Raw genomic sequence first — 23,567 nt, forward strand, 5'->3', positions numbered from 1 at the left:
GGCCGCGGTGGGACTCCGGCCCCGGCGGCCCCGGCCACCGGGGCCGGAGCCATGCCCCCGCCCCGAGCCGGCCCGCCGCCGTGGCCGCGCGCGGGCGCCGGGGTGGCCGGACCGGCGGCCGGGGCGCCGAAGTCGGGCGGGCGGGGGAGTCCGGGCCGCGCAATCGGCGGTCCGGCCGCGGCCGGGGTCGCGGATCGGCTGCCGGGCCCCCTGGCGGGCAGGGTCCGGGGGCCCTGGACCCGGGCCCGGCCGGGCGCCCGGGGCGGGGCCGCGACCAGCGGGCGCGCGCTCCCGCCGCCGCCGGCGGGTGCCGGACGGCCCGGTGGACCCCTCCGTACGGCGCGGGCCGGGCCGGGCACCGGTGGGTCCACGGACCCACCGGCCGACCTGCGATTGAGGACCGGCCTGGGTCTGCCGCGCCCGGCCCCGGGCCGGAAGAATCAGCGGTGAGCGGGAACGGTCCGGGTTCCTCGGAACCGGGACCGAAGTGGCGTTCGTGTACATCCGAGCCCGCTCCTCGGATGTGCGCTGGACACGGACGCAACCGGCCGGTCGACATGCCCCGCATGCTCTGCCATCGAGCGGTGGCATGACCTCCCCGACCGGTCGGGATCCGTCCTCCGGGCCTTCGGGCCCGGGGGGCGGCCCGCGCTTCCGCGGCCCCACGGGGGCGGCGGCGGAACGCGCACCCACCTCGCGCGCGGCGGCGGGGTGCCGGGGAAGCACCCGGCCGCCCGCGCACCCTCAGCCCAGGCCGTCGTAGACCGCCTTCACCAGCCGCATGGCGCGGATGCCGCCGGACAGCTCCACGCCGGTCCGGTTCATCACGTAGCCGAGCGAGATCCCGTGCTCCAGGTCGGCCAGGCCGATCGACCCGCCGGAGCCGGTGTGCCCGAACGCGCCCGGCCAGGCGGCCCGGGGGACGGCGAACACGTGGGACGGCCGCATGAACCCCAGGCCGAACGTGCTCTCCAGGTGCAGGACCCGGTCCTCCCCCGAGGAGCGCGGCTCCACCGCCGCGCGCAGGGTGCCGGGGGCGACGATCCGCCCCGCGAGCAGGTCGCGGTAGAAGCCCGCCAGCGCCGTGGCCGTGGTCATGAGCCCGGCGGCGGGCCAGCCGGCGGCGAGCACGTCCCGGTTGTTGTACCGGCCGGGCGCCTGCGACATGTCGGGGGCGCGGAAGGCCCGCGAGAACAGGCTGCCGGGGTCGCGCGCCGCGCGGGTCATCCGCCCCACGGGGTCGTCGCCGGGTTCGGCGGCGGCGGGGCCGCGCCGCCGGGCCGCGGTGGGGCCGGTGGTCAGCCGGGCGGCCCGGTCGAGCACGTCGTCGGGGGCGCCCACCCACAGGTCCAGCCCCAGCGGCCCGGCGATCTCGTCGGCGACGTAGGCGCCGACAGTGCGGCCGTCGAGCCGCCGGACGATCTCCCCGGCCAGCCAGCCGAACGTCAGCGGGTGGTAGCCGTGCGCCGTGCCCGGGGGCCAGGCGGGCGCCTGGGCCGCCAGCAGCGCCGCCATGGCGGCCGGGTCGGCGGCCTCGGCGGCGGTGACGTCGCGGTCGAACGCGGGCAGGCCGGCGCGGTGCGCCAGGAGGTCCTCGCCGGTGGCCGCCTCCTTGCCCTCGGCGGCGAACTCCGGCCACCATTCAGCCACCGGCGCGGCCAGGTCGTGCCCGCCGCGCTCGGCCACCCGCAGGGCCGCGGCGGCGGTGAGCGCCTTGGTGCAGGAGAACGCGAAGCAGGGCGTGTCGTGCTCCCAGGGGCGTCCGGTCGCGGCGTCGGCCGCGCCCGCCCACAGGTCCACCACGGGCTCGTCGCCGACGAACACCGCCAGGGCGGCGCCGGTCTCCAGGTCCCGGGCGAAGTTGTCGGCGAAGACCTTGTGCACGCGCTCGAACCCCGGCGCGCAGCTCCCGTGGATCTCCACGTCCCCCATCCGGCCCCCCATCCGCTCCGCCCGGCCGCCCCGGGTCCTCCGGCCGCACCGACTGTATGACAGCAGCGTGGGGCCGCCCGACCCGCCCCCGGCGAGCGGAGGCGGGCGGGGGCGCCGGAGAGGGACGGCCGCTCGGGGCGGACGACCCCTGGCGCGCGGCCTTATGTTCTGTTTATCCTGGCAGGTCAGAATGGCCGCGAAATTCCCACTGTGCCGCCAATCGAGACATTTCAGTGACCTGATTCGTCCACGAGCGTGACCTGACGGCGGCTACCGTCGTCTCGGATCGCGGCGCGATCCGGCCCTCCGCCCCCGCTCGCACCACCGGAGGCCGCCACGCCGCGTGCGCACGCACCGCGGCCGGTCCCAGGGGCTGTCCCCCGCTCCTGGGCCCGGCTCCGCGCCCGCCCCCCGCGGGCGCCGACCGGCCCGGCCGCCGCCCGCGGCCGGACCCGCCGGTAGGTTCGGGGCATGGCACTCCGACACATCGCCCTCTTCCGCTGGGCCGACGGCACCACCCCCGCGCAGGTCGCGGAGGTCGAGGCGGCCCTCGCGCCCCTGCCGGCGCGCGTCCCCGGACTGCGCGCGTACGCGTTCGGCCCCGATCTGGGGATCGGCCCCGGCACCTACGACTTCGCGGTCGTCGCGGACCTCGACGACGCCGACGGGTTCGCCGCCTACCGCGACCACCCCGACCACCAGGCGGCGCTCGCGGTCATCCTGCCCCTGCTGGCCGACCGCGCCGCGGTGCAGTTCCGTATCGACGGCTGACCCCGGCCGCACCGCCGGCTGCATCGTGTTCCGGCCGACCCGCCCCGACGCAGGTCGGTGCGGTTCGCCCCCCTCCGCCGCAGGTCGCGGCCCCCGATCGCGGTCCGCTCGGCCACCGGGGCGGGTTCGGCCTCGGGGGTTGCCTTAGAACGTGTTCCAGTATTACGGTCGGTGGCAGACCCGATGCCCGGCGGAGCCGGCGGACCCCGGTCCGCCGCGCGCCGGACGCGCAGACGCGCCACCTGCCGGAGACGGATCGCGCCCCGTCTCCGGCGGGTGGCGTCCGACGTCGCGGCGGCTCACGCCACCGGCACCCCCAGCGCCGCGAGCTCCGCGTCCGAGCGGGTGGTGCAGAACCAGTCGCGGAACCTCGGGTGGGCCGCCAGCGGCCCCGCCGGGGCCAGCGCCCGCTCACCCACCAGGTGGAACCGGTACCCCAGGGGCGCCAGCGCCGCGGTCAGCGGCGCGGCGTCGGCGTCGGGCAGGACCTCGCACAGGATGTCCGGCCGGTGCGCCGCGAGGAACCCGCCGCCGTGCGCGAACACGTCGGCCTCGGTGCCCTCGACGTCGATCTTGAGCACCGCGCGGCCGCCCTGGGGGACCGCGCCGGCGAACGCGTCCAGCGCCACCACCTCCACCGGCACCCCGTCGTCGAACGCCAGCGCCGCGGAGTAGAAGCAGGGCAGCGCGGAGTCGCCCGAGCGCACCGGCATCGCGATGACCGACGCCGGATCGCCCACCCCCACGTGGTGGAGCGTGGTGCGGTGCAGCACCCGGTTGCGCACGCAGTTGTCGAACAGCGCCCGGTAGACCTCGGGCACGATCTCGAAGGCGTGCGCCCGCAGCCGCGGGTTCACGGCCGTCCCGGCCAGCGTGAACAGCCCCGTGTAGGCCCCGATGTCGAGGAAGACGTCGGCCTCGCGCACCACGGCGGCGAACACGCGAAGCGCGAGGTCGTCGGCGGCCCCGGGGCGGCGGCCGCCGCCCCAGTACAGCTCCTTGGCGACCACGCAGCGCGCCGGCGCCAGCATCGTGTACGCGGCCCCGTCCACCCGGCCGGTGACCTCCCGGACGCCGGCCGGGACGGGCAGCCGCCCGGTGGCGCGCAGCCCCGGGGCCGCCACCCCCACGGCCGCGCGCATGGCCAGGTTGGGCAGCCGCCAGCCGAGCACCCGCTTCACGTGCCGCTTGGCGCCGTACCAGCTGCGGCGCCGCGCCACCGCCGTGGCCCGGAAATCGGTGGGCGGCCCGGCGGCCTCCGGGGACTCCGGGGTCTCCGGGGCCGCGTCGGGCGGACGGGGTGCGGGCGGGGTGTTCCGGACGCGCTGGGCCATGATCGCTCTCCGTGGCGGGGGACATGCCGAACGTGGCCACCCTAGCCCGCGCGGGTCCGCACGCCGGGACGCCACGCGCGGCGCCGCGCCCCCCGGGGCGGGCCGCGCCGCGCGCTCAGGTCAGCAGGCGCGCCATCTCGCGCACCGACGGGCACGGCCAGCGCAGCATGCAGCACCGGCACCGGCGCGCCGCCGGGGCCTCGCCGCTGGACAGTCCGCCGCCGTCGCGCGGGCGGTGCAGGTCGAGGAGGGTGAGGCAGACGTCGGCGAACGCCGCCACCTCGGTCCGGGCGTTGGCGTAGAACGCGATGTCGTTGATGCGCAGCAGGGCGTTCTCGCCCGCCTGCGGCGGGATGCCGACGGTGTCGGGCGACCACGGCACCGCCTTGGCGGCGCGTTCCCGCACGCCCTCGATGAAGAGGCGCAGGCGCTCATGGTCGTCCAGTTGTCCCGTCGGGGACGCGAACATGTCCGAGACCGACATCGGAACTCCCCCTGGGCCGCAGCTCAGCGACACTCGCCCTATGTCGCCCACCGTACCGTCGCCGTCACGGATTGTCGCGCCGGTCGGCCGGTCGGCGCGCCGCCGCGCGGCGCACCGGCGGGCAGGAGCCGCCGAAGGGTCGGGCCGCCCCGGGGGCGGGGCGGCCCGTGCGGCCGGCGGTCAGCCGCAGTTGCCGCCGCAGGAGCAGGAGCCGCCGCTCTGGCAGCCGCAGCCGCAACCGGAGCCGCAGTTGCAGCCGCCGGGCGGGGGAGCGGGCGTGGACGTGGGCATGGTCCCTCCTCGGTGGAAGACGCGGATCGGCGCGGTCCGCACCGGTCGGCCCGAGGGGCGGGCGCGGTGCGGGACCGGCATGGTGGGAGATGCCCGCAACCCGAGATCGGCAACCGTCGCCGTACCGATCCGCCGCCCTCAGGCGAAGAACCCCGCCGTCGGCGCGGGCCGGCGCAGCATCCGGTACAGCCACACCTGCCCCAGGACCATCAGCGGCACCACCGGGGCCAGTGCGTACCCGACCAGGGCGAGGGTGCCGCCGGGCACCGGCTCCACCGGCAGCGCGACCGCCGCCGCCACCACGAGCGGCGGCACCGCGATCGCCAGCGCCGAGGTGTGCCGCGACAGGCGCGGCCCCGACAGCCCGGCGGTGGCCGCCAGGACCGCGCCCAGCACGGCCGCCGCCGCCAGGGCGGCCACCGGGCGGTCGGGCGCGGCGCCCGTGATCAGGGCCGCGGCCGCCGCGACCCCTCCGGCGGCCAGGGCGGCGCGCGCCAGCACCCGCGTCGCCCGCCCCGCCGCGTCGGCGGCCTCCGCGGAGTCCACCGCGGTCCCGGCACGCGCCGCCACCAGCAGCGCCCCGCCGCCCGCCGCCGGCGGCCCCGGCACGGTGACCGGCTCCGCCTCCGGCGGGACGAGCCGCTCGGCGCCGAACGCCGCGCCGCGCAGGGCGAACAGCGCGGTGACGCATACCGCGCACGCCAGCGCGAACGGCGACGCGGGGGAGCCGCCCGCCAGCAGCCCGCCGACCACGAGCCCCCACGCGCCGGCCAGCACCCAGCTCCCGGCCGTGATCGCCGCCTCCCACGTCCGGTGCCACGCCGGCGCGGCCACGCGCGAGCGGAACCACAGCCCCGCGTCGCGGAGCAGCCACCCCGCGAGCAGGGCGGTCAGCACCGGCCACAGGTCGGCCACCAGCGCGGCCTTCAGCGCGGGGAACAGGCCGGCGACCACCCCCACCGCGCCGACCAGCCACACCTCCGTGCCGAGGAAGTAGGGGGCCGCCGCCGCCACCAGCCGGCGCCGCTCCGCGGGGGTGCGGGCGAGGTGCGGCAGCAGCATGCCCAGTCCGATGTCGCACCCCGCCAGCACGAAGTAGCCCACCATCAGGCCGGTGAGGAACAGGGCGGGAACGGTTTCCATGAGGTCTCCTGAAAGCGGGGAAAGGGCTAGGCGACGGGCACGGCGGGCGGTCGGGCGTCGGACTCGGGCGGCGGGGCGGGCGCCAGCGGGCCGCCGTCGGGGCCGCGCCGGGCGTAGCGGACCAGCAGCCACCAGGTGGTCCCGGCCAGCACCGCGAACGCCGCGGTGAACAGCGAGAACGACACCCCGGCGGCCACCGGGCCCAGGTCGGTCATCGCGTCGGCCGTGGTCAGGTGGTGGACGACCGCCCACGGCTGGCGCTCGGTCTCCCGGTAGACCCAGCCGCCGACGCTCGCCGCGTACGGCAGCACCGGGGTGAGCACGACCGGCCACAGCGCCCACCGCAGCGGGCCCGGCGCCTTCGGCACCCAGGCGAGGAGCAGCGCCAGGGCCAGCAGCGACATCAGGGTCCAGCTCAGCACCATGACCATCTCGCCCGCCGCGCCGATCGCGGCCGCGGCGCCGCCGTCGTAGGCGTCCTCGACGGCGGCGATCTCCGCCGCCGTCAGGGTCAGCCCGCTGGTCGGTGGCGCGTCGGCGGCGGCGCCGAACTGCAGGCCGCCGGTTGCCGCCGTCGGCATCAGCGCCAGGGCGAGGACCAGCCCCGAGGCGCGCAGCGCGCGGATGAACATGCGGTCCGGGTCGGCGCCGCGCGCCAGGTGGTAGGCGCTCACGGCGGCCACCACCACCGCACCGACCATCAGCGTCCCCGCGACGACGTGGGCGAAGGCGAGCACCGCGGCCGGGTTGGCCAGGAGGGCGGTCGCGTCGGTGACGACCGCCGTGCCGCCGCGCATCTCGAAGCCGACGGGGGAGCGCAGGAACCCGTTCGCCACCAGCACCCAGTAGGCGGAGGCGTAGGCGGTGGCGGCGACCACCGCGAAGCAGGCCAGGTGCGCCCACCGGTTCATCCGGTCCCACCCGAAGATCCACAGCCCGAGGAAGGTGGACTCCAGGAAGAACGCGACCATGGTCTCCACCGCCAGCGGGGCGCCGAACGCGTAGCCGAACGCCTCGCTCAACCCGCTCCAGTTGACGGCGAGCTGCAGCTCCATGACCAGCCCCGACAGGACGCCCATGCCGTAGTTCACGACGTACAGGCCGCCCCAGAACCGGACGGCGCGCAGCCGGGCGGGATCGCGGCGCAGGACCGCGCCGAGCTGCCCGAACAGGATGAACGGCGCGAGGCCGAGCGTGAACGCCACGAACAGGTAGTGCGTGGCGGCGGTGAACGAGAACTGGAGCCGGGCGAGCAGGAGCGGGTCGTCGAACATGTCGGGGCGCCTCAGCGGTCGGTCGGACGGGACGCCCCGATGGTGGCGGTGCGCCGCCCGCCCCCGCATCACCCGCCGGGAGGCTTGGCCCCTACCTCCCGCGGTGGCCCCGGGTGCCCCCGCCTACGCCCCGCGGCGTAAGGGGCGCCCCGGGGTTCCCCGGAGGCCGCCCCCGGGGGGCGGCGCGGACCCGCCCCACCCGGCGGGTCAGTCCGTCCAGCCGGGCGCGACCAGGCAGGTCTCGTAGGCCAGCACCACCAGCTGCGCGCGGTCGCGCACCCGCAGCTTGACCATGGCCCGGCTGACGTGGGTCTTGGCGGTGGCCGGGCTGACCACCAGGCGCTGGGCGATCTCCTCGTTGGACAGCCCGGCGCCGACCAGCGCCACCACCTCCCGCTCGCGGTCGGTCAGCCCGTTCAGCCGCGCCGACGGCTCCGGACGGCGCGGCCGGGCCGCGTAGTCGGCGATCAGCCGCCGGGTCACGGTGGGCGACAGCAGCGCGTCGCCGCGCGCCACCACCCGCACGCCCTGGAGCAGGTCCTCGGGCTCGGTGTCCTTGACCAGGAACCCGCTGGCGCCCGTGCGCAGCGCCTCGAAGATGTACTCGTCCAGGTCGAAGGTGGTGAGGATGACGATGCGCACGCCGGCCAGCCCCGGGTCGCCCAGGATGAGCCGGGTGGCCTCCAGGCCGTCGAGCACGGGCATGCGGACGTCCATCAGCACGACGTCCGGGCGCACGGCGGCGGCCAGCCGCACGGCCTCGCGGCCGTCCCCGGCCTCGGCCACGACGGTGATGTCGGGGGCGCTGTCCAGCAGGGCGCGGAAACCGGCGCGGACCAGGGCCTGGTCGTCGGCGATGAGCACACGGATCACGGGTCACGGCTCCGGGGAGGGCGCGGGGGCGGAGAGGGGGTCGGGCGGCTCGGCGGGGTCGGGCAGCCGTGCCCGCACGGTGAACCCGCCGTCCGGGTCGGGCGCGGCGTCCAGCCCGCCGCCCAGCGCGGCGGCGCGCTCGCGCATCCCCATGATGCCGTTGCCCGGGGTGAACCCCTCGGCGGGGGCCGCGCCGTCGTCGCGCACCAGCACGTCCAGGCCGTCGGCGGTGTACTCCAGCTCCACGTCCGCACCCGACGCCCGCGCGTGGCGGACCGTGTTCGTCAGCGACTCCTGCACGATCCGGTAGGCGGCCGCCGCGACGTTGGTCGACAGCCGCCGGGGCGTGCCCCGGGTGCGCACCCGCACGTCCAGGCCGGCGCCGCGGGTGCCGTCGACCAGCTCGTCCAGCCGGTCCAGGTCCGGGGTGGGGGCGCGCGGCGCGCGCTCGTCGACGGCGCGCAGCACGTTCAGCGTCGCCCGCAGCTCGCGCAGGGTCTCCCTGCTGGTGCGCTTGATCGTGGCCAGCGCCTCGGCCGCCCGCTCCGGCTCGCTGTCGATCAGGTACAGGGCGGTCCCCGCCTGCACGTTGATCAGCGAGATGTTGTGCGCGACCGTGTCGTGCACCTCGCGGGCGAGCTGCACCCGCTCGTCGGCGGCGCGCCGCCGGATCGCCTCCTCGCGCGAGCGCGCGGCCTCGCCGGCGCGCTCGCGGACCACCGCCCGGTACTCGCCGCCCTTGCGGGCGGCCTCGGCCGAGATCAGCACGACGAGCATCCAGGCGAGCATGCCCAGCGCCGGGCCGAGCCGCGGCGCGCCGTAGGCGAACGCCTCCCACAGGTGGATGGCGAGGAACTGCTCGACGCCTAGCAGCCACGCCTGCCACCGGTAGCCGCGCACCGCCGCCCCGAACAGCGCCACCGCGCCGGCCGCGAGCACCATGCCGTCGGGGAACCCCATGGGGTAGTACAGGGTCGACGCGGTGGTGCTGACCACGGCGGCCGGCACCGGGAACCGGGACCGCCACGCCAGCGGCGCCACCGCCACCGCGATGACCAGGTACCCCCACGGCCACAGCGGGCGCACCCCCTCCGCCGCGTACGGCCCGGACTCCAGGAACACGGCGGAGCACACGGACAGCGCGGCGACCGCGAGGGCGGTCGCGAGGTCCGTGGACGACGGGCGGAGGCGGGAGGGCACCCCTCGAAAGTACGCGGTCGGGGTGGTGGTGGCGCGTCCTCCGCGGGGCGGATCGGTCCCGCCCCCGGCTACTCCCGGGGGAGTACGCGCGGCCGCGACCGCCTCCGCTCCCACGCGTCCGCCACCGGATCGGCCGCCATGGCGGCGACGAGCAGCACCGCCCCCGCCACCCCCGGCGCGGTCATCCGCTCGCCCAGCAGCGCCGCCGACAGCAGGGCCGCCGTCAGCGGCTCGGCGATGCTGCCCACGGCCGCCGCGGCGTCGGAGGCGCCGCGCAGCCCGGCGAAGAACAGCAGGTAGGCCAGGCCCGTCGGCACCAGGCCGAGGAACAGCAGCAGGGCCAGCGGCTCCGGGGCCACCGGGACCGCCATGCCCGCCGCCAGCCCGAACGGGGCCAGCAGCACCCCGCCGCCCAGCAGCCCCAGCCCGGCGTTGGCGACCGGGTCGAGCCCCGCCGGGGGCACCCGGTTGACCAGGGTCAGCACCGAGAACACCAGCCCCGCGCCGAGCGCGCAGGCCAGCCCGGCCGCGAGCCGGTCGGCGGGTGCGTCGGCGGCGGGGAACCCGGACAGCAGCGCCAGCCCCGCGACGGCCGGCAGCACGGCGGCGGTCAGCCGGGGGGTGGGGCGGCGGCGGGCCGCCAGGCAGATCCCGGCGGCGACGAACACCGGGACGCTGCCGATCTTGACCAGCGTCGCCAGGCCCACCGGGACCAGCGCCAGGGACGCGAAGTACAGCAGCTGGAAGACCGCGTGCAGGGCGGCGTTGACGGCGAGCCGCCGGACCACCGGCCGGGTGGGGCGGCGCAGCGCCCGCAGTCGGCCCGTGGCGGCCGCCACCGCCGCGATGAGCGCCCCGCCGACGAGCAGCCGGTAGGCGGCGACCGCCGGGGCGGACAGCCCCGCGTCGGCCTGGAGGAGGTGGCCGGCGATACCGCCGGTGCCCCACAGCACGCCGGCGGCGAGCAGCAGCGCCAGGCCGCGCCGGGCGGCGGGCGTGGCGGGGGAGGACACGGCCAAAACGGCCGAGGGAAGAGAGGACACGGTGGAGACTCCGTCGACGACGACACAGGGGACCGGATCGTCGGGACGTCAGGCGGGCGGCCGGTGCGCGGGCACGGAACGGGCGCCCGGGGCCACCGCGCGGACCACGCGGTGCGACGCCCCGGTCAGGACCGGGGCGGGGGCGTGACGAAGAGCCGTGTCTGGTGGATCATGGGACGACTGTACCAGCCGTCCGCCGCCGCCCCCGGCGGACGGGCGCGCCGCCCGGCGGCGGGAACGCCCCGGCCGGACCGCGCGTCCAAGCCCCCGCCGCCGCGCAGCAGCGGCGCGCCACGACCCCACCCCAGGAGCGACCGGACCGCCGATGAACGTCCCGCACTACGGCCCCCACCACGGACCGCCCTACGGCCACCCCGGCTACGGCCCCCCGGGGTACGGCCCGCCCGGCTACGGTCCCCCGCCCCCGCCCGGACCCCCGCCCGGCTACGGTCCCCCGCCCGGCCCGCCGCCCGCCGGGCCCGCGCCGCAGATCGACCTCGACGCGATCCTCACCGAGTCGCTGGACGAGGCGCGCATGCACCTGCGGGTCATCCTGAACACCGACGTGACCCAGCTCGGCGGCGACAAGCTCGCGTACTCGGTGAACGCGGGGCTGACCGCGATGATCGTCCGCCGCACCCCCGACCGCGACCGGTCGCTGGTCCTCGACAAGAGCCACACCCGCCGGTGGAACACCACCAAGCGCGACCTGTGGACCACGGCCCTGCGCAACATGGTCTACGAGCCCATCGAGGTGCAGACCCACGACACCAACGCCGACACCCCTGTGCACGTGGTGCAGGGCGCGGGCTGGCCGGGCGCCTCCCACGTCATGCGGCTGCCCGAGATCGTCCGCGAGCCGATGCCCTACGGCGCGATCGTGATGCTGCCGACCTCCAACACCATGGTCTATGCCGTCCTGCGCAGCCGCCGGTCGCTGCCGCTGATCCCGTTCCTGTACCGCACCTCCACCGCCCTGGTCGGCGGCGAGCCGTTCGTCGACCAGCTCCTGTGGTGGCGCGACGGCAACGTCAACGGCATGTCGGTGCGCCCCGACCCCGGCGGCGGCGTCCAGGTCCGCCAGTCCGAGGAGTTCACCTTCCTGCTCGACCACGAGCTGCCCGAGTACTGACGGCGGCCCGCGCCGCCGCCGGGGCCGCGGTCACCGCGGGAACGTGTCGGCGGGCGGCGCGGGGGAGTCCTCGGCGGTGGCGTCCCGCACCGGGGCGGCGCCGCCGACGAACCGCTCCAGCTCGCCGTCCGACAGCAGCCGGGCCATGTCGGGGTCGCGGTGCGCCCGCCGGGCCAGCTCCGCCACCGGCAGCGGGGCGTCGGACGCCACCAGCACCAGGTTGCCGAACCTGCGGCCCCGCAGCACCCCCGGCTCGGCGATCAGCGCGGCGTTGGCGAACACCGCCAGCGCGGTGGCCGCCTGGGCGCGCGCGTGCCGCAGCCGCCGGCCGTCGCCCACGTTCGCCGCGAACGTCCCGCCCGGCCGCAGCACCCGGGCGGCCTCGGCGTGGAACTCCACCGACGTCAGCGCGGCCGGGGTGCGCGCGCCCGCGAACACGTCGCAGACCACCAGGTCGGCGGAGGAGTCGCGGCGCTCGCCCAGCCAGGCGCGGGCGTCGCCGATGCCGACCCGGATGCCGGCGCCGCGCCCCCACGGCAGGGAGGCGCGCACCAGGTCGACCAGCCGGGCGTCGACGTCGACCGCCCGCTGCCGCGACCCCGGCCGGGTGGCGGCGATGTAGCGGGCCAGGGTGAGCGCGCCCGCCCCCAGGTGCAGCACGTCCAGCGGTTCCCGGGGCGGCGCGGCCAGGTCGGCGACGTGGCCCAGCCGGCGCATGTACTCGAAGTCGAGGTAGGTGGGGTCGGACAGGTCGACGTGCGACTGCGGGGTGCCGTCGACGACGAGCATCCAGGAGTCGGGGCGGTCGGCGTCGCGCAGCAGCTCGACCTCCGGCCGCCGGTCCGCGCCGTCCCCGTTGCGCCCGCGCATGCGCGCCCTCCGCTCCCTCGTCCGCCCCGGCAGCTCTCACCGTACGGCGTGCGCGGTGGTGCTCCGCCGGGCGCGGCCCGGCGGAGCACCGGGCGGGTCAGGCGCGGTCGAGCGCGGCGAGTTCCGCGTCGTCCAGCACCAGGTCGGCGGCCGCGACGCTGTCGCGGATGGTCTCGGGCCGCGACGACCCCGGGATGGGCAGCACGTGCGGCCCCTTGGCCAGCATCCAGGCCAGGCAGACCTGCTGCGGGCTCACTCCGCGCGCCTTGGCGACCTCGGCGAACGCGGCGTGCCGGTCGGCCAGCCCGGCCGCCTTGGAGATGCCGCCCAGCGGGCTCCACGGCAGGAAGGCCGTGCCCAGCTCGGCGCACAGCTCCAGCTCCGGCTCGCTGGACCGGAAGGCGGGCGAGTACTGGTTCTGCACCGCCGCCAGGCGCCCGCCGAGCACCAGGTCGGCGGCCCGGATCTGCCCCGGGTCGGCGTTGGACACGCCCGCCAGCCGGATCTTGCCCGCGTCGAGCAGCTCGGCCAGGGCGCCCACGGACTCCTCGAACGGCACCTCGGGGTCGGGGCGGTGGAACTGGTAGAGCCCGATCGCCTCCACGCCGAGCCGGCGCAGGGACGCGTCGCACGCCCGCTTCAGGTACTCCGGGCGGCCGTCGAGCGCCCACGACCCGTCGCCCGGACGCGTGTGGCCGCCCTTGGTCGCCACCAGCACCTCGGAGGTGTCGCCGCCGTAGGACGCCAGCGCCTCGGCGATGAGCAGTTCGTTGTGCCCGGGGTCGGTGGCGTCGAGGTGGTAGGCGTCGGCCGTGTCGATCAGGGTCACGCCGGCGTCGAGGGCGGCGTGCACGGTCGCGATCGCACGCTCCCGGTCGGGGCGGCCCTCGATGGACAGGGGCATGCCGCCCAGGCCGATCGCGCCGACGGACCGGTCGCCGATGGTTCGCTGCTGCATGCTGCGGATTCTCTCCTGCGGTGGGTCGGGGATCGTGCGGGCGCGCCGGGAGGCGCCCCGCACCCAGCCTGACCGCCCGCGGTTAAGCTGTCCAACAGAAGAAACCGATCGCGGCGTTCGCTCCGGGTGATCAATGTGGAACTGCGGCAGCTCCGCTACTTCGTCGCCGTCGCCGAGGAGCGGCACTTCACCCGCGCGGCGCGGCGGCTGCACGTCGCCCAGTCGGGTCTGTCCGCCTCCGTGCGCGCCCTCGAACGCGAGCTCGGCGCGCCGCTGTTCGTGCGCAGCACCCGCCGCGTCGCCCTCACCGACGCGGGCCGCGCCCTGCTCCCCGAGGCCCGCCGCACGCTCGACCGCGCCGACTCCGCCCGCGAGGCCGTCGCCGCCGTCCGCGGCCTGCTCCGGGGCACCCTGCGCGTGGGCACCCTCCAGTGCCTCGGCGGCATCGACGTCCCCCGGCTGCTCGCCGACTTCCGCGCCGCCCACCCCGGCGTCGAGATCCGCCTCCAGCAGGACGGCACCCGCGCCCTGCTCGACGGGGTCCGCTCCGGCGCCGTCGACGTCGCCTTCACCGCCGCCGACGGCACCGAGGCCGCCGACCTCGACCTGCTCCCCATCGCCGCCGAACCCATGGTGCTGGCCTGCGCCCCCGGGCACCGCGCCGCCGCCGCCGGGGCCGCGCGCCCGGCCGACCTCGCCGGGGAGCCCTTCGTGGACTTCACCGCCGGCTTCGGCACCCGCGACGCCGCCGACCGGATGCTCGCCGCCCACGGGGTCGACCGCCGCGTCGGGCTGGAGGTCAACGACGTCCACACGCTGCTGGACCTGGTGGCCCACGGCCTCGGCGTCGCCATCGTGCCCGCCCACTTCGCCGGCAAGACCGACGGCGCCGCGTTCGTCCCCATCACCGGCGCCGAGCCGTGGCGCACCACCGCCGCCAGCGCGGGCGGGGGCGGCGCGGGCGCCGCCGCGCGGGCCCTGCTCGCCATGGTCGCCGAGCGCGCCCCCGCCTCCGGCGGCGCGGCTGCGGGCGCCCCGGTGTGCCGCTAGCCTGGAACCCCTTTCTCCACCCGATCGTCTCCACCCGATCGTGCCCGTTCTACGAGGAGTGGCCGTGCTGCTGCGGATGTCGACCCTGTTCCTGCGCACCCTGCGTGAGGACCCGGCGGACGCCGAGGTGCCGAGCCACCGGCTGATGGTGCGCGGCGGGTTCGTGCGGCGCGCCGCGCCCGGCATCTACACCTGGCTGCCGCTGGGCAAGATCGTGCTGGAGAACGTCGCCGCGGTCGTCCGCGAGGAGATGGCGCGCATCGGCGGCCAGGAGGTCCTGCTCCCGGCCCTGCTGCCCCGCGAGTACTACGAGGCCAGCAACCGGTGGACCGAGTACGGCGACAGCCTGTTCCGGCTGGTCGACCGCAAGGGCGCCGACTACCTCCTCGGCCCCACCCACGAGGAGCTGTTCACGCTGCTCGTCAAGGGCGAGTACAGCTCGTACAAGGACTTCCCGGTGATCCTGTACCAGATCCAGGAGAAGTTCCGCGACGAGGCCCGGCCCCGCGCGGGCGTGCTGCGCGGCCGCGAGTTCCACATGAAGGACTCCTACTCCTTCGACATCGACGACGAGGGCCTGGACCGGTCCTACGCGCTGCACCGCGAGGCCTACATCCGGATCTTCGACCGGCTCGGCCTGAAGTACGCCATCGTCTCCGCCATGTCCGGGTCCATGGGCGGGTCCGCCTCCGAGGAGTTCCTCGCCGAGACCCCCACCGGCGAGGACACGTTCGTCCGCAGCACCGGCTCCGACTACGCCGCCAACGTCGAGGCCGTGCGCACCCCCGCGCCGCCCGCGCTGCCCATCGACGGCCTGCCCGCCGCCCAGGTGCACCACACCCCGGACACCCCCACCATCGCCACCCTGGTCGACCACCTCAACGGCGCCGGCCTGGGCCGCACCTTCACCGCGGCCGACACGCTGAAGAACGTCCTGGTCAAGACCCGCGCGCCCGGCGCCGACGACTGGGAGATCCTGGGCGTCGGCCTGCCCGGCGACCGCGAGGTCGACCTCAAGCGCCTGGAGGCCGTGCTCCACCCCGCCGAGGTCGCCCTGCTGGACGAGGCCGACTTCGCCGCCCACCCGTACCTCGTCAAGGGCTACGTCGGCCCCAACGCGCTGCTCGGCAACAAGCACCGCTACCTGGTCGACCCCCGCGTGGTCGAGGGCACCCGCTGGGTCACCGGCGCCGACACCCCCGACCACCACGTCGTCGACCTGGTCTGCGGCCGCGACTTCACCCCGGACGGCACCATCGAGGCCGCCGAGGTCCGCGAGGGCGACCCCTCGCCCGACGGCACCGGCACCCTCTACGCCGCCCGCGGCATCGAGATCGGCCACATCTTCCAGCTCGGCCGCAAGTTCGCCGACGCCTTCGAGCTGGACGCCCTCGGCCCCGACGGCAAGCCCCGCCGGATCACCATGGGCTCCTACGGCATTGGCGTGTCCCGGGTGGTCGCCGCCATCGTGGAGCAGTCCCACGACGACAAGGGCATCGTCTGGCCGCGCGCGGTCGCCCCCGCCGACGTGCACGTGGTCGGCACCGGCAAGGGCGAGCAGATCGAGGTCGCCCTGCGGATCGCCGAGGAGCTGCGCGACCGCGGCGTCCGGGTCATCGTTGACGACCGCAAGGGCGTCTCGCCCGGCGTCAAGTTCACCGACGCCGAACTCCTCGGCGTCCCCACCGGCCTCATCGTCGGCAAGGGCCTGGCCCAGGGCGTCGTGGAGCTGCGCGACCGCGCCACCGGGGAGCGCTCGGAGATCCCGCTCGACTCCGCGGTGGACCGGGTGGCCGGGATCGTCCGCGCCGACCGCGGCTGACCCGCATCGCGGCGCCCGCTCCGGCGGGCGCCGCCGCCGGGCGGGATCACCCGCCCGCGGGGTCCTCCGGCGGCGCGCCCTCGGCGAACCCCGGGAACGGCTCGGGCTCGGCGCCCCACACCAGGCCGCGCACCGTCGCCGACTGCAGGGCGCGCGCGGCGAGGTCGCGCAGCACCGGGTCGGTCGACGCCGCCACCTGGAGGTAGGCCTGCGCGGTCACCCGCTCCAGCCCGGCCGCGTAGGCGTCGAGCGCGGCGTCGCCGTCGTCCTCGGGCAGCGCGTAGGCGGCCCGGCCGGAGTCGGGTGTGGTGTCGCGGGCGACCAGCTCGGTCCGCAGGGTGTCGCGCTGCGTGCGGTGGTCGTCCAGGTAGGCGTAGCAGCGGTCGCGCCGGCCGCCGGAGCTGCGCGCGCCGACGTAGCCGTACCCGTACACCGCGGCGTGCTCGGCGCGCAGCGCCTCCTGGAGCACGGCGGTGTCGGAGAGGTCCTCGGGGGTGGGGCTCACTTCGCCTCCGCGAGCTGGTGGGCGTGGCCGGCCTCGCTCGCCCCGATCGCGGCGAGCAGTTGGGCCAGCGAGGGGTCGGCCACCCGGCCCGCCTGGCGGACGCGGGCACCGGCCGCGCCGTCCTCGGCGACGCGCAGCCCCTCGGTCGGCACCGGGTCGCCGGGCACCGGTTCGGGGCTGGGGCCGGGGGAGTCCTCGGCCGCGCGGGGCTCGGCGCCGGCGTCGTCGGGCAGCCGGGAGCGCAGCGCTTCCAGGTGCGTCCGGTGGTCGCCGAGGAGGCGCTCCAGCAGGTCGGAGGGGCCCTCGCCCGCGGCGACCGTGGCCTCGTAGCGCGCGATCATGCGCTCCTTCTCGGCGATCGCGCCGCGCAGCACGTACTCGTCGGGGCTGATCTCACTGGGATACCAGCGGGGCCCCTGGCACCCGCCCAGGGCGGCGGCCGCGAAGGCCGCGGCGGCACCGGCGACGAACGTCCGCCGGCTGACGGAGCCGAAGTCGTGGCCCACGCCTGTCTCCTCACCATTCTCCGCGGAACCGAGGGGGACGCCCCGAGCGCCGGCGGGAGGCCGCGGCCGGCGGGCGCGGACGATCGGGGTCCCATCCTCCCATGGCGGGGGCGTTCCTCGCGCCCGCGCGGCCGCGCGCGGCGCGCCCCGCGCGGGCGCCCCGCCGGACCGGCCCCCGGCGCGCCGGCACGCGGCCGGAGGACCGCGGACTGTGGATACCCTTGAGCCGGACCGCCGTCGCCGTGACGTGCGGCCGACGGACGCACCGTCCCGACACCGACCCGGGCGGAGGCACCGCCGAGGAGGAGCACCCATGGGCGCGCAGGCTCGCCACGACCGCATCGCCGAGCTGCTTCGGCCGGTCCTGGCCGAGGCCGGACTCGACCTGGAGGCCGTCGAGGTCACCCCCGCGGGCCGGCGCCGGCTGCTGCGGGTGGTCGTCGACTCCGACGACGGCGTCGACCTCGACACCGTGGGAACGGTCAGCCAGGAGGTCTCCGCGGCCCTCGACGCCGCCGACGCCATGGGCAAGGCCCCCTATGTCCTGGAGGTCACCTCCCCCGGAGTCGACCGGCCCCTCACCCTGCCCCGCCACTGGCGGCGCTCGCGGGGGCGCCTCGTCCAGGCCCCGCTCACCGGCGGCGGCGAGGTCGTGGGGCGGGTCAGCGACGCCGACGACACCGGGGTCACCCTGGAGGTCGACGGCGCGGATCGTGTATACGAGTACTCCGACCTGGGGCGCGGCAAGGTGCAGGTGGAATTCCGCCGCGAGGCCGACGCCGACGCGGCGGACTAGAGGGGGAGCCCCGTGGATATCGATATGAGCGTCCTGCGCAGCCTGGAGCGCGAGAAGGACATCTCGGTGGACCTCGTCGTCAAGGCGATCGAGGACGCCCTGCTGATCGCCTACCACCGGCAGGAGGGCACCGAGACCGCGGCACGCGTCGAGCTGGACCGCGCCACCGGGCACGTCACGGTGTGGGCGACCGAGACCGACGACGACGGCCAGGCCGTCGGCGAGTACGACGCCACCCCGTCCGGGTTCGGCCGGATCGCCACGTCAACCGCCAAGCAGGTCATCCTGCAGCGCCTGCGCGACGCCGAGGACGAGCTGACGCTGGGCGAGTTCGCCGGGCGCGAGTACGAGATCGTCTCCGGCATCATCCAGCAGGGCAAGGACCCGCGCAACGTCCTCGTGGACCTCGGCCGGATCGAGGCCGTCCTGCCGCCGCAGGAGCAGGTCCCCTCCGAGCCCTACGAGCACGGCGAGCGGCTGCGCGCCTACGTGGTGCAGGTCCGCAAGGGCCACCGCGGCCCCTCGGTCACGCTGTCGCGCACCCACCCCAACCTGGTGCGCAAGCTGTTCGAGCTGGAGGTGCCCGAGATCGCCGACGGCACCGTCGAGATCGCGGCGATCGCCCGCGAGGCCGGGCACCGCACCAAGATGGCCGTGAAGTCCAACAAGTCCGGCGTCAACGCCAAGGGGGCGTGCATCGGCCCGCTCGGCAGCCGCGTCCGCAACGTCATGGCGGAGCTGAACGGCGAGAAGATCGACATCGTCGACTACTCCGAGGACCCCGCCGTGTTCGTCGGCAACGCGCTGTCCCCGGCCCGGGTCACCCGGGTCGAGGTCGTCGACGCGGCGGCCAAGGTCGCCCGGGTCACGGTCCCCGACTACCAGCAGTCGCTGGCCATCGGCAAGGAGGGGCAGAACGCCCGCCTGGCCGCCCGGCTCACCGGCTGGCGCATCGACATCCGCTCCGACGCCGAGACCGACGGCGACACCGCCGACGACGACGGCCGTCCCAGCGGCCAGGCCGACGCGCCGACACGGTAGACTGGACGCACGTGACCGGTCACATCCCGATGCGCATGTGCGTGGGCTGCCGGTCGCGGGCAGCCCGATCCGAACTGCTGCGGCTGGTGGCCGCGTCCGGTGCCGTCGTGCCGGACCCCGCCGGGCGCACTCCGGGACGGGGAGCCTACCTCCACGCCGACCCCCGTTGCTGGGAGTCCGCGGAGCGGCGCAGGGTATGGCCGCGGGCCTTCCGGTCCGCCGGCGGTCTCGACACCTCGGGTGTCGCCGCCTACCTCGGCGCCACTCCGCGCGTTGGAGGCGCTCGCCGATCCGGATAGGGTTGGAATGATCTCGCCGATCGCGCGGTTGTCATGACCGGCGATCGGTGGTCGCGCCGTGCCGGGTCCCCGGCACGGCCGGCCCATTGTTGTGTAACGACGAGGAAGCGGGTCGAGATTGCGATGAGCGCTCGATGAGTACGCAGCGATGAGTACGACAAGCTAGCGACGGTCCGGCACAAGCCCATGTCCCGGACCGAAGTAGAGGAGAGCAGTGGCGAAGGTCCGGGTGTACGAACTCGCTAAGGAGTTCGGTGTAGAGAGCAAGGCCGTGCTGGCCAAGCTCAACGAGATGGGTGAATTCGTCCGGTCGGCGTCCTCGACCATAGAGGCCCCCGTCGTCCGACGCCTCAAGGAGGCGTTCAACAACGGCTCGTCCGGCAAGGGCGGCGGCAAGCCGCGTCCGGGCGACCCGCGTCCCCGCCCCGCGGCGGGCGACGCCAACGGCGCGCGTCCCGCGGCGCCGCGCCCGGGCCCCAAGCCCGGTGCGCGCCCCGGCGCGCCGTCCACTCCGGCGGCTCCGGCCGCGCCCGCCGGCGGCCCCGCCGCCGACAGCGCTCCGGCCGCCGGTGGTCCGGCCGCCGGTGGTCCGGCCGCCGCGGGTGCCGCGAAGCCGGGCCCCAAGCCCGGTCCGCGTCCCGCGACCCCCAAGCCCGCTGACAAGCCCGCCGCCGGCCCCGCCCGCGGCGAGCGCGGCCCCGGCCGCCAGGAGCGCCCCGAGCGTCCCGAGCGGCAGGACCGCCCGGAGCGTTCCGAGCGCGCCGAGCGTTCCGAGCGCCCGGACCGTCCGGAGCGCGGCTCCGGCCGCCCCGGCGGCGGCGCCCCCCGCCCGGGCCCGCGCCCCGCGGGTCCGCGTCCCGGCAACAACCCGTTCGCGTCCACCGCGACCGGCATGGGCGCCAAGCCCTCTCCGCGCCCCGGCCCCCGGCCGGGTCCGCAGGGCGGCCCCGGCGCGCCGCGCCCCGGTGGCGGCGGTGAGCGCAGCGGCCCGCCGCGTCCCGGTGGCGGTGCCCCGCGTCCGCAGGCGCCCCGTCCCGGCGCGCCGCGTCCCGGCGGTGCCCCCGGCGGTCCGCGTCCCGGTGGCGGCGACCGCAGTGGTCCCCCGCGTCCCGGTGGCGGCGGCGGTCCGCGCCCCAGCCCGATGAACATGCCCTCCTCCCGTCCGGCCCCGGCCGGCGGCGGCGGCCGCGGCGGCCCCGGTGGCGGTCGCGGCGCCGGCGGCGGCGGCCGTCCCGGTGGCGGCCGCGGCGGCCCCGGTGGCGGCGGCGGTCCGCGCCCCGGCGGCTTCGGCGGCGGTGGCGGCGGCCCGCGTCCGGGCGGCTTCGCCGGCCGTCCCGGTGGCGGCGGCCGCGGTCGCGGCGGCGGAACGGCGGGTGCCTTCGGGCGTCCCGGCGGCCGCCCCGGTCGGCAGCGCAAGTCGAAGAAGCAGCGGCGCCAGGAGTTCAACGAGCTGGGCGCGCCGTCCTTCGGCGGCGTGAAGATCCCCAGCGGCAACGGGCAGACCATCCGGCTGTCCCGCGGCGCCTCGCTGTCCGACTTCGGTGACAAGATCGACGTCAACCCGGCGTCCCTGGTGCAGGTCATGATGCACCTGGGCGAGATGGTGACGGCGACCCAGTCGCTGCCCGACGAGACCCTGCTGCTCCTCGGCGAGGAGCTCAAGTACCGCGTCGAGGTCGTCAGCCCCGAGGACGAGGACCGCGAGCTCCTGGAGTCGTTCTCCATCGAGTTCGGCGAGGACCTCGGCACCGACGAGGACCTGCGGGCGCGTCCGCCCGTGGTCACCGTCATGGGTCACGTCGACCACGGTAAGACCCGCCTGCTGGACACCATCCGGAACAGCAACGTGGTCAGCGGCGAGGCCGGCGGCATCACCCAGCACATCGGTGCCTACCAGGTCGCCACCGAGGTCGACGGCGAAGAGCGCAAGATCACGTTCATCGACACCCCGGGCCACGAGGCGTTCACCGCCATGCGTGCCCGCGGTGCCCAGGCCACCGACATCGCGGTGCTGGTGGTCGCGGCCGACGACGGCGTGAAGCCGCAGACGGCCGAGGCCATCGACCACGCCAAGGCGGCCGACGTGCCGATCGTCGTCGCGGTCAACAAGATCGACGTCGAGGGCGCCGACCCGCAGCGGGTCCGGGCCCAGCTCACCGAGTACGGCATCGTGGCCGAGGAGTACGGCGGCGACACCCAGTTCGTCGACATCTCCGCCAAGCAGGGCACCAACATCGAGAACCTGCTCGAAGCCATCGTGCTGACCTCGGACGCGGCCCTGGACCTGCGGGCCAACCCGGCCATGGAGGCGCAGGGCCTGGCGATCGAGGCCTACCTCGACCGCGGGCGCGGCTCCACGGCCACCGTCCTGGTCCAGCGCGGCACGCTGCACGTCGGCGACTCCATCGTCTGCGGCGACGCCTACGGGCGCGTCCGGGCCATGCTCGACGAGCACGGCGAGAACGTGCAGGCGGCCGAGCCGTCCCGGCCGGTCCAGGTGCTCGGTCTGACCAACGTGCCGAGCGCGGGCGACAACTTCCTGGTCGTCAAGGACGACCGGGTCGCCCGCCAGATCGCGCAGCAGCGCGAGGCGCGCGAGCGCTTCGCCCAGCAGGCGCGGTCCAGCCGCCGGGTCACCCTCGACAACTGGCAGCGCACCCTGGAGGAGGGGGAGCGCAACGAGCTGCTCCTGCTCATCAAGGGCGACATGTCCGGTTCCGTGGAGGCGCTGGAGGAGTCCCTGCTCAAGATCGACGCCGGCGGCGACGAGGTCGCGATCCGCGTCATCGGCCGCGGTGTCGGCGCGATCACGCAGAACGACATCAACCTCGCCTCGTCCGCCGACGCGATCATCGTGGGCTTCAACGTCCGGCCGGAGGGCAAGAACAGCGAGCTCGCCGACCGCATGGGCGTCGACATCCGCTACTACTCGGTGATCTACCAGGCCATCGACGAGGTCGAGGCCGCGGTCAAGGGGCTCCTCAAGCCCATCTACGAGGAGGTCCAGCTCGGCTCCGCCGAGATCCGCGAGGTCTTCAAGGTGCCCCGGATCGGCAACATCGCCGGTTCGATCGTGCGCGACGGCATCATCCGCCGGAACGCCAAGGCCCGCCTCATCCGCGAAGGGGTCGTCATCTCCGACAACCTCACCGTGGAGTCGCTGCGCCGGTTCAAGGACGACGCCACCGAGGTCCGCGAGGGCTTCGAGTGCGGTATCGGAGTCGGCTACAACGACGTGCGCGTCGAGGACGTCATCGAGACGTACGAGATGCGCGAGAAGCCGCGCGAGTAGCGCGGTAGCACCACCCCGCGGTCCCCGGGTCCGGCGCACGCCGGGCCCGGGGGCGCGCCGCGGGTCCCTTCCCTTCTCCTCGGCCCGGCCGCGCCGTCAAGCGGCCCGTACATGACAGGTGAATCGCGTATCGCGGTGACCGGCACACGGGGTGGACGCGTGTTCGTTGGAGCCCTGACCCTCGACCTCCTGCTGGGCGACGTCCGCTCGCTCAAGCAGAAGCGCTCCGTCGTCCGGCCCATCGTGGCCGAGCTGGCGCGCAAGTTCCCCGTCTCGGCCGCGGAGACCGGCGACCAGGACCTGTACCGCAGGTGCGAGGTCGGCGTCGCCGTGGTGGGCTCCACCGCCGCCCACTGCTCGCGGGTGCTCGACTCCTGCGAGCGGCTGGTCGCCGGCCGCCCCGAGATCGAGCTGCTCTCCGCGAGGCAGCGGCTCTTCAGTGCAGAGGAAGATTGATACCGATGGTCGACGCCGCACGCGCGCGCAAACTGGCCGACCGCATCCAGCGCATCGTGGCCGAGATGCTGGAGCGGCGCATCAAGGACCCGCGCCTGGGCTTCGTCACCGTGACCGACGCGCGGCTCACCAACGACCTGCGCGACGCCACGGTGTTCTACACGGTCTTCGGCTCCGACGAGGAGAAGGCCGGCACCGCCGCGGCGCTGGAGAGCGCCAAGGGCGTCATCCGCACCGAGGTCGGCCGCCAGACCGGGCTGCGGCACACGCCCAGCCTCACCTTCCAGGCCGACGACGTGCAGCGCAACGCCCAGCACATCGAGGACCTGCTGGCGCAGGCCCGGCAGTCCGACGCCGAGGTGGCGCGCGCGGCCTCCGGCGCCAGCCCGGCCGGCGACCCCGACCCCTACAAGGTCCCGCGCGAACGCGACGAGGACGACGAGGACGAGTAGTCCCCGCCGCCGCGGGCACCGGGCGCACCGCGCCCGGTGCCCG

22 protein-coding genes are annotated in these 23,567 nt (G+C 76.4%); 10 read left to right on the forward strand and 12 right to left on the reverse strand.

Going from position 1 to position 23,567, the window contains the following annotated elements:
• Positions 1-744: 744 nt before the first annotated feature.
• Entirely contained in the window at positions 745-1,932 is a 1,188-nt protein-coding gene (locus NT8_RS11095) for a serine hydrolase domain-containing protein (RefSeq protein ID WP_067967303.1), read from the reverse strand.
• Between the two features lie 471 nt (positions 1,933-2,403).
• On the opposite strand from NT8_RS11095, the gene NT8_RS11100 reads away from it, so the two are divergent.
• Positions 2,404-2,703, forward strand: a complete 300-nt coding sequence (locus NT8_RS11100) for a Dabb family protein (RefSeq protein ID WP_067967305.1) — start codon at positions 2,404-2,406, stop codon at positions 2,701-2,703.
• 299 nt (positions 2,704-3,002) lie between these two features.
• Here the strand turns inward: NT8_RS11100 and NT8_RS11105 are convergent, their stop codons facing one another.
• The 7 genes from NT8_RS11105 to NT8_RS11135 form a co-directional block, all read right to left on the reverse strand.
• Entirely contained in the window at positions 3,003-4,037 is a 1,035-nt protein-coding gene (locus tag NT8_RS11105; RefSeq protein ID WP_084468833.1) for an FkbM family methyltransferase, read from the reverse strand.
• 115 nt (positions 4,038-4,152) lie between these two features.
• Positions 4,153-4,521 (reverse strand): hypothetical protein, encoded by a 369-nt coding sequence (locus NT8_RS11110; RefSeq protein WP_067967309.1) that lies wholly within the window; start codon positions 4,519-4,521, stop codon positions 4,153-4,155.
• A gap of 429 nt (positions 4,522-4,950) precedes the next feature.
• Positions 4,951-5,955, reverse strand: a complete 1,005-nt coding sequence (locus NT8_RS11115; protein WP_067967311.1) for a cytochrome d ubiquinol oxidase subunit II — start codon at positions 5,953-5,955, stop codon at positions 4,951-4,953.
• Between the two features lie 26 nt (positions 5,956-5,981).
• On the reverse strand, positions 5,982-7,229 hold the full coding sequence (locus NT8_RS11120; RefSeq protein ID WP_067967313.1) for a cytochrome ubiquinol oxidase subunit I: 1,248 nt from the start codon (positions 7,227-7,229) through the stop codon (positions 5,982-5,984).
• A gap of 207 nt (positions 7,230-7,436) precedes the next feature.
• Positions 7,437-8,102 (reverse strand): response regulator, encoded by a 666-nt coding sequence (locus NT8_RS11125; RefSeq protein ID WP_067967314.1) that lies wholly within the window; start codon positions 8,100-8,102, stop codon positions 7,437-7,439.
• A 3-nt stretch (positions 8,103-8,105) separates the two neighbouring features.
• Positions 8,106-9,302 carry a sensor histidine kinase gene (locus tag NT8_RS11130; RefSeq protein WP_067967316.1) on the reverse strand — a complete coding sequence of 399 codons (1,197 nt, stop codon included), beginning with the start codon at positions 9,300-9,302 and terminating at the stop codon, positions 8,106-8,108.
• 68 nt (positions 9,303-9,370) lie between these two features.
• Positions 9,371-10,315 (reverse strand): DMT family transporter, encoded by a 945-nt coding sequence (locus tag NT8_RS11135; protein WP_369406294.1) that lies wholly within the window; start codon positions 10,313-10,315, stop codon positions 9,371-9,373.
• A 355-nt stretch (positions 10,316-10,670) separates the two neighbouring features.
• Here NT8_RS11135 and NT8_RS11140 point away from each other — a divergent pair, with 355 nt between their 5' ends.
• Positions 10,671-11,477: a hypothetical protein gene (locus NT8_RS11140; RefSeq protein WP_067967328.1), complete on the forward strand. Its 807-nt coding sequence runs from the start codon at positions 10,671-10,673 to the stop codon at positions 11,475-11,477.
• A gap of 30 nt (positions 11,478-11,507) precedes the next feature.
• Here the strand turns inward: NT8_RS11140 and NT8_RS11145 are convergent, their stop codons facing one another.
• Both NT8_RS11145 and NT8_RS11150 read right to left on the reverse strand, forming a co-directional pair.
• The gene (locus NT8_RS11145; protein WP_067967331.1) at positions 11,508-12,347 is read right to left on the reverse strand and encodes a spermidine synthase; all 840 of its coding nucleotides are present in this window, start codon (positions 12,345-12,347) and stop codon (positions 11,508-11,510) included.
• A 97-nt stretch (positions 12,348-12,444) separates the two neighbouring features.
• The gene (locus tag NT8_RS11150) at positions 12,445-13,305 is read right to left on the reverse strand and encodes an aldo/keto reductase (protein WP_067967336.1); all 861 of its coding nucleotides are present in this window, start codon (positions 13,303-13,305) and stop codon (positions 12,445-12,447) included.
• A gap of 126 nt (positions 13,306-13,431) precedes the next feature.
• Between NT8_RS11150 and NT8_RS11155 the strand changes: the two genes are divergently transcribed.
• Positions 13,432-14,355 carry a LysR family transcriptional regulator gene (locus NT8_RS11155; protein WP_217999151.1) on the forward strand — a complete coding sequence of 308 codons (924 nt, stop codon included), beginning with the start codon at positions 13,432-13,434 and terminating at the stop codon, positions 14,353-14,355.
• Positions 14,356-14,419: 64 nt separating this feature from the next.
• Positions 14,420-16,177 carry a proline--tRNA ligase gene (locus tag NT8_RS11160; RefSeq protein WP_174549558.1) on the forward strand — a complete coding sequence of 586 codons (1,758 nt, stop codon included), beginning with the start codon at positions 14,420-14,422 and terminating at the stop codon, positions 16,175-16,177.
• Between the two features lie 46 nt (positions 16,178-16,223).
• Here the strand turns inward: NT8_RS11160 and NT8_RS11165 are convergent, their stop codons facing one another.
• Together NT8_RS11165 and NT8_RS11170 are read right to left on the reverse strand one after the other, a co-directional pair.
• Entirely contained in the window at positions 16,224-16,682 is a 459-nt protein-coding gene (locus NT8_RS11165) for a ferritin-like domain-containing protein (protein ID WP_067967340.1), read from the reverse strand.
• Complete coding sequence (locus NT8_RS11170) at positions 16,679-17,188, reverse strand: ferritin-like domain-containing protein (protein WP_067967342.1); 510 nt, start codon at positions 17,186-17,188, stop codon at positions 16,679-16,681. Before NT8_RS11170 ends, NT8_RS11165 begins: the two co-directional genes overlap by 4 nt.
• Before the next feature lie 313 nt (positions 17,189-17,501).
• Between NT8_RS11170 and rimP the strand changes: the two genes are divergently transcribed.
• The 6 genes from rimP to rbfA all read left to right on the forward strand — a co-directional run bounded on the left by rimP (position 17,502) and on the right by rbfA (position 23,524).
• Positions 17,502-17,984 (forward strand): ribosome maturation factor RimP, encoded by a 483-nt coding sequence (gene rimP / locus NT8_RS11175; protein ID WP_067967343.1) that lies wholly within the window; start codon positions 17,502-17,504, stop codon positions 17,982-17,984.
• 24 nt (positions 17,985-18,008) lie between these two features.
• Positions 18,009-19,025 carry a transcription termination factor NusA gene (gene nusA, locus NT8_RS11180; RefSeq protein WP_067967345.1) on the forward strand — a complete coding sequence of 339 codons (1,017 nt, stop codon included), beginning with the start codon at positions 18,009-18,011 and terminating at the stop codon, positions 19,023-19,025.
• Between the two features lie 35 nt (positions 19,026-19,060).
• Positions 19,061-19,324 carry a YlxR family protein gene (locus NT8_RS28525; RefSeq protein WP_245646129.1) on the forward strand — a complete coding sequence of 88 codons (264 nt, stop codon included), beginning with the start codon at positions 19,061-19,063 and terminating at the stop codon, positions 19,322-19,324.
• 214 nt (positions 19,325-19,538) lie between these two features.
• Positions 19,539-22,616 carry a translation initiation factor IF-2 gene (infB, locus tag NT8_RS11185; RefSeq protein ID WP_067967348.1) on the forward strand — a complete coding sequence of 1,026 codons (3,078 nt, stop codon included), beginning with the start codon at positions 19,539-19,541 and terminating at the stop codon, positions 22,614-22,616.
• A gap of 159 nt (positions 22,617-22,775) precedes the next feature.
• Positions 22,776-23,072, forward strand: coding sequence for a DUF503 domain-containing protein (locus tag NT8_RS11190; RefSeq protein WP_067967351.1), 297 nt, complete (start codon positions 22,776-22,778; stop codon positions 23,070-23,072).
• A gap of 5 nt (positions 23,073-23,077) precedes the next feature.
• The gene (gene rbfA, locus NT8_RS11195; RefSeq protein ID WP_067967353.1) at positions 23,078-23,524 is read left to right on the forward strand and encodes a 30S ribosome-binding factor RbfA; all 447 of its coding nucleotides are present in this window, start codon (positions 23,078-23,080) and stop codon (positions 23,522-23,524) included.
• The last annotated feature ends 43 nt before the right edge of the window (positions 23,525-23,567 follow it).

The sequence above is a fragment of the Nocardiopsis trehalosi NBRC 14201 genome, from assembly GCF_001552555.1.
In the GTDB taxonomy this organism is placed as follows: Bacteria; Actinomycetota; Actinomycetes; order Streptosporangiales; family Streptosporangiaceae; genus Nocardiopsis_B; species Nocardiopsis_B trehalosi.

What these genes read in the sequence shown, in the direction of transcription:
- NT8_RS11095 (WP_067967303.1), bottom strand. Translation starts at nt 1,932, where the DNA reads ATGGGGGACGTGGAGATCCACGGGAGCTGCGCGCCGGGGTTCGAGCGC.
- NT8_RS11100 (WP_067967305.1), top strand. Translation starts at nt 2,404, where the DNA reads ATGGCACTCCGACACATCGCCCTCTTCCGCTGGGCCGACGGCACCACC.
- NT8_RS11105 (WP_084468833.1), bottom strand. Translation starts at nt 4,037, where the DNA reads ATGGCCCAGCGCGTCCGGAACACCCCGCCCGCACCCCGTCCGCCCGAC.
- NT8_RS11110 (WP_067967309.1), bottom strand. Translation starts at nt 4,521, where the DNA reads ATGTCGGTCTCGGACATGTTCGCGTCCCCGACGGGACAACTGGACGAC.
- NT8_RS11115 (WP_067967311.1), bottom strand. Translation starts at nt 5,955, where the DNA reads ATGGAAACCGTTCCCGCCCTGTTCCTCACCGGCCTGATGGTGGGCTAC.
- NT8_RS11120 (WP_067967313.1), bottom strand. Translation starts at nt 7,229, where the DNA reads ATGTTCGACGACCCGCTCCTGCTCGCCCGGCTCCAGTTCTCGTTCACC.
- NT8_RS11140 (WP_067967328.1), top strand. Translation starts at nt 10,671, where the DNA reads ATGAACGTCCCGCACTACGGCCCCCACCACGGACCGCCCTACGGCCAC.
- NT8_RS11145 (WP_067967331.1), bottom strand. Translation starts at nt 12,347, where the DNA reads ATGCGCGGGCGCAACGGGGACGGCGCGGACCGGCGGCCGGAGGTCGAG.
- NT8_RS11150 (WP_067967336.1), bottom strand. Translation starts at nt 13,305, where the DNA reads ATGCAGCAGCGAACCATCGGCGACCGGTCCGTCGGCGCGATCGGCCTG.
- rimP (WP_067967343.1), top strand. Translation starts at nt 17,502, where the DNA reads ATGGGCGCGCAGGCTCGCCACGACCGCATCGCCGAGCTGCTTCGGCCG.
- nusA (WP_067967345.1), top strand. Translation starts at nt 18,009, where the DNA reads ATGAGCGTCCTGCGCAGCCTGGAGCGCGAGAAGGACATCTCGGTGGAC.
- NT8_RS28525 (WP_245646129.1), top strand. Translation starts at nt 19,061, where the DNA reads ATGTGCGTGGGCTGCCGGTCGCGGGCAGCCCGATCCGAACTGCTGCGG.
- rbfA (WP_067967353.1), top strand. Translation starts at nt 23,078, where the DNA reads ATGGTCGACGCCGCACGCGCGCGCAAACTGGCCGACCGCATCCAGCGC.